Consider the following 4,410-nt stretch of genomic DNA (forward strand, 5'->3'; position numbering starts at 1 on the left):
CCCGCCTGTCGCGCTCCGACGCGACCGCCGCGCTGGCGGAGATGCTCGACCGGATGGATGCCGACGAACGCTTTGCGCTCATCAAGATGGCGACCGGGGGCTTGCGCGTCGGCGTGTCGGCGCGGCTGGCGAAACAGGCGCTGGCCGATGCCTTCGGCCTCGACGTCGATGCGGTGGAGGAGGTGTGGCACGGCATCGACCCGCCCTATCCGGCGCTGTTCGCCTGGGCGGAGGGGACGGGGGAGCAGCCGACCGCCGCCGACGTGCCGGTATTCCGGCCGTTCATGCTCGCCCATCCGCTGGAGGAGCTGCGCGTCGACCTCGCCGATTATGCCGCGGAGTGGAAGTGGGACGGCATCCGCGTCCAGCTGGTGCATGTCGCGGGCGAGACGCGGCTCTACAGCCGCACCGGCGACGACGTGACGCGCGCCTTTCCCGACGTCGCCGCCGCCTTCGCCACGCATGGCGCGGTCGACGGCGAGCTGATGGTCCGCGGTCAGGCGCAGGCGGGCGAGGCGGGCAGCTTCAACGCGCTCCAGCAGCGGCTGGGGCGAAAGCTGGTGTCGGCCAAGATGCTGGCGGAGGCGCCGGCCTTCGTACGCCTCTACGACATCTTGTTCGACGGTGACGAGGATCTGCGGGCGCTCCCGTGGACCGACCGGCGCGCGCGGCTGGAATCGTTCGCCACGCGGCTCGACCCCGAACGCTTCGACGTCAGCACGGTGATCGAGGCGGCGGACTTCACCGCGCTGGAGGGCATCCGTGCCGGCGCGCGCGACGCCGCGATCGAGGGGGTGATGCTCAAGCGCCGCGACAGCCCCTATGTCGCCGGGCGGCGCACCGGGCTGTGGTACAAATGGAAACGCGATCCGCTGACCGCCGATTGCGTGATGATGTACGCGCAGCGCGGCAACGGGCGGCGCTCGTCCTATTACAGCGATTATACGTTCGGCTGCTGGACCGCCGATGGGGAACTGCTGCCGGTCGGCAAGGCCTATTCGGGGATCACCGACGAGGAACTGCGCCAGCTCGACCGGTTCGTGCGCGGGCACACGCTGGCGCGCTTCGGCCCGGTGCGCGAGGTGGAGAAGACGCTGGTGCTGGAGATCGCGTTCGATTCGATCCACGAATCGAAACGCCACAAGTCCGGTGTGGCGATGCGCTTCCCCCGCATTGCGCGCATACGCACCGATAAGCCGGCCGAGGAAGCCGATACGCTGGCGGCCCTCCGCGCGCTGGTGACGTAGCGCGCGGGCGGCCGGCTGCGCTACGGACGGGGCATGTCCGCCTATCCGCTCGCCGCCGCGATGATGATCGCTTCCGGCTCGATCCATGCCGTCGTCAACGCGATCGTGAAGGGCGGGCGCGACAAGATGGCCGCGCGCGCCTTCACCGACGGCGCGGCGGCGATCATCCTGCTGCCCGCGCTGGCGCTGGTCCCGCTGCCGCACGGTGCCTGGGGCTGGCTGGCGGCCAGCGCGGCGGGTCATGCGGTGTATCTCTATGCGCTGATCCGCGCCTATCAGGTCGCGGACCTGACCGCCGCCTATCCGGTGCTGCGCGGCACCGCGCCGGTGGTGACCGCGCTGGTGACGATCGGCATCCTCGGCGAACCTGCCACGCCCGCGCAGGTGGCGGGCATCGCGCTGATCGTCGCGGCGATGCTGATGCTGGCGGTCGGGCGGCATATCGGCGGCGCGGCGCTCGGCTGGTCGCTGTTCACCGGGCTGACGATCGCGGGCTATACGGTGGTCGATGCGCAGGGCGTTCGCGCGGCGCCGACGCCGGGCAGCTATATCGTCTGGCTGTTCGTCGTGATGGGGGCGGTGGTGCTGGCGATGTTCGGCGCGGCGTCGCGAGGGCGCATCTTCCGGCAGCTGCGCACGCAATGGCGCCCCGGCGCGGCGGCCGGCGCGCTGTCGATCGTCACTTATGGCCTCGCCCTGTCGGCCTTCGCGCTCGGCCCGACCGCGCCGCTCGCCGCGCTGCGCGAAACGGGGATGGTCACCGCGCTGGTGATCGGTGTCGTCGCGCTGCGCGAGCGGGTGGACGCGCGGCGCGTCGCCGCGGTGCTGGCGATCCTGATCGGCGCCGCGCTGATCCTCAGGCGCTGAGGTTCGGTCCACTGACGTGGACGCGGCACCAGCCCGCTCCCCCACCCGACCGCCCATTCAGGATACGCTGTGGGCGGTCGGGTGGGGGAGCGGGCTGGTGCCGCACCGATCCAGCTTGCTGGATCAACCCTGAGAAACCGCCCCGCGGCGCTCCCACGCCAGCAGCCATTCCTTCGTCGCCAGCCCGCCGGCAAAGCCGGTCAGCGCGCCCGACGCGCCGACGACGCGGTGGCAGGGGGTGACGATCGAGATCGGGTTGCGCCCGTTCGCCGCGCCCACCGCGCGCGCCGCCCCCGGCCGCCCGATCGCGCGCGCGATATCGGCATAGCTGCGCGTCTCGCCGAACGGGATCGCGTCCAGCGCGCGCCACACCGCGCGCTGGAAATCGCTGCCGCGCGGTGCCAGCGGCAGGTCGAACGCGGTGCGCGTGCCCGCGAAATACTCGGCCAGCTGCGTGGCGGTGACGGACAGGACCGGGTTCGAGGGATCGTCGCGCATGTCCTCCAGCCGCACCCGCCCGGGTGCATCGTCGGGCCACAGGATCGCGGTGAGGCCGGCATCGTCGGCGACCAGCGTCAGCGTGCCGACCGGCGAATCGAACGGGGCGGAATGAAGCGTCATGCCGCCTGCGATAGCGGATCGCGCCGCGCCGCGCGTCCCGCCGCTTGCGCCCGAACCATCGGCCCGAACACCCGCTTTGCACCGGCACCCCATCCGCTCTATCCCGCCGCGATGGCCGACACCCCCACCCCGATGATGGCGCAATATCACGCGCTGAAGGCGGAGGCGCAGGATTGCCTGCTGTTCTACCGCATGGGCGATTTCTTCGAACTGTTCTTCGACGACGCGCGCATCGCCGCGCAGGTGCTGGACATCGCGCTGACCGCGCGCGGCGAACATGCCGGGGAAAAGGTGCCGATGTGCGGCGTCCCCGTCCATGCCGCGACCGCCTATCTGCAACGCCTCATCAAGGCCGGGCACCGCGTCGCGATCGCCGAACAGACCGAAACGCCCGAGGCGGCGCGCAAGGCGCGCGGGTCGAAGGCGCTGGTCAACCGTGCGATCGTGCGCGTCGTCACCGCCGGCACGCTGACCGAGGAGGCGCTGCTCGACGCGCGCGCCGCCAATTGGTGCGTCGCGGTGGGTGAGGCGGGCGGCGAGATCGCACTGGCCGCCGCCGACGTATCCACGGGCCGGTTCGAGGTGATCGCCTGCGACCCCGCCGGGCTGGGTGCGGAACTGGCCCGGCTGGCCGCGGCAGAGGTGGTCGCCGCCGACGGCAGCGATGCGCCCGCGACCGTGTGGCGCCCGCGCGCCGATTTCGACAGCGCCGCGGGTGAGGCGCGGCTGAAGCGATTGTTCGGGGTCGCGACGCTCGACGGGTTCGGCACGTTCGGGCGCGCCGCGCTGGCGGCGGCGGGCGGGCTGGTCGCTTACCTCGATCACACCGCCAAGGGGCAATTGCCGTTCCTGCGCCCCCCGGTGCTGCTTGCCGCGCGCGAGGCGATGGCGATCGACGCGGCCACGCGCGAAAGCCTGGAGCTGACCGCGACGCAAGGGCGCGCGCGCAAGGGCAGCCTGCTCGACGCGGTCGACCGTACCGTCACCGGTGCGGGGGCGCGATTGCTGGCGGCGGACATCGGCGCGCCGCTGATGGCGCGACCTGCGATCGAGGCTCGGCTGGCGCTGGTCGCGCTGTTCCACGACGATGCGGCCGTGCGCGACCGCGTGCGCGCCGCCTTGCGCGCGCTGCCCGATATCGGCCGCGCGCTCGGGCGGCTGGCGGCGGGGCGCGGGGGCCCGCGCGATCTGGCGCAGCTGCGCGACGGGCTGGACGGGGCCTGGGCGCTCGGCGACCGGCTGGGCGCGATCGACACGCCGCCCGCGCTGCTCGCCGATCTGGCGCCGCGGCTGCGCGGGCACGGCGCGTTGATCGATCTGCTCAAGCGGGCGCTGGTGCCCGTCCCGCCGATCGAGGCGTCGGACGGCGGCTATATCGCGGCGGGCTATGACGCCGCGCTGGATGCCCTGCGCGAAACCGGCAGCGGCGGGCGCCGCGCGATCGCCGCGCTGGAGGCGACGTTCCGCGACCGCACCGGCATCGCCACGCTCAAGATCCGCCACAATGGCGTGCTCGGCTATCATATCGAGGTGCCGGCCAAGGCCGCCGATCCGCTGATGCGCGCCGATTCGGGCTTCACCCACCGCCAGACGCTGGCCGGGGTGGTCCGCTTCAACGCGCCCGAACTGCACGATGTCGCCACCAGCGTCTGGCGGTGGGTGAAGCCCGAATCGG

General features: G+C 72.5%; 3 protein-coding genes and 1 pseudogene. 3 read left to right on the top strand and 1 reads right to left on the bottom strand.

From position 1 onward, the window contains the following. Both AX685_RS05560 and AX685_RS05565 read left to right on the top strand, forming a co-directional pair. On the top strand, nucleotides 1-1,247 hold a 1,247-nt coding region (locus tag AX685_RS05560; protein WP_066486253.1), incomplete at its 5' end, for a cisplatin damage response ATP-dependent DNA ligase. A 33-nt stretch (nucleotides 1,248-1,280) separates the two neighbouring features. Then, nucleotides 1,281-2,114 carry an EamA family transporter gene (locus AX685_RS05565; protein ID WP_066486256.1) on the top strand — a complete coding sequence of 278 codons (834 nt, stop codon included), beginning with the start codon at nucleotides 1,281-1,283 and terminating at the stop codon, nucleotides 2,112-2,114. A 123-nt stretch (nucleotides 2,115-2,237) separates the two neighbouring features. On the opposite strand, the gene AX685_RS05570 is transcribed toward AX685_RS05565, so the two are convergent. Further along, nucleotides 2,238-2,735 (bottom strand): methylated-DNA--[protein]-cysteine S-methyltransferase, encoded by a 498-nt coding sequence (locus AX685_RS05570; protein ID WP_066486257.1) that lies wholly within the window; start codon nucleotides 2,733-2,735, stop codon nucleotides 2,238-2,240. A 132-nt stretch (nucleotides 2,736-2,867) separates the two neighbouring features. On the opposite strand from AX685_RS05570, the pseudogene AX685_RS05575 reads away from it, so the two are divergent. Further along, a pseudogene (locus AX685_RS05575) lies at nucleotides 2,868-4,410 on the top strand (DNA mismatch repair protein MutS); the annotation flags it as partial.

It is taken from the genome of Sphingomonas sp. CCH9-F2 (assembly GCF_001556735.1).
Lineage (GTDB): Bacteria > Pseudomonadota > Alphaproteobacteria > Sphingomonadales > Sphingomonadaceae > Sphingomonas > Sphingomonas ginsenosidimutans.

Coding starts and splice junctions, on each gene's coding strand:
- AX685_RS05570 (WP_066486257.1), bottom strand. CDS start 2,735: ATGACGCTTCATTCCGCCCCGTTCGATTCGCCGGTCGGCACGCTGACG.
- AX685_RS05565 (WP_066486256.1), top strand. CDS start 1,281: ATGTCCGCCTATCCGCTCGCCGCCGCGATGATGATCGCTTCCGGCTCG.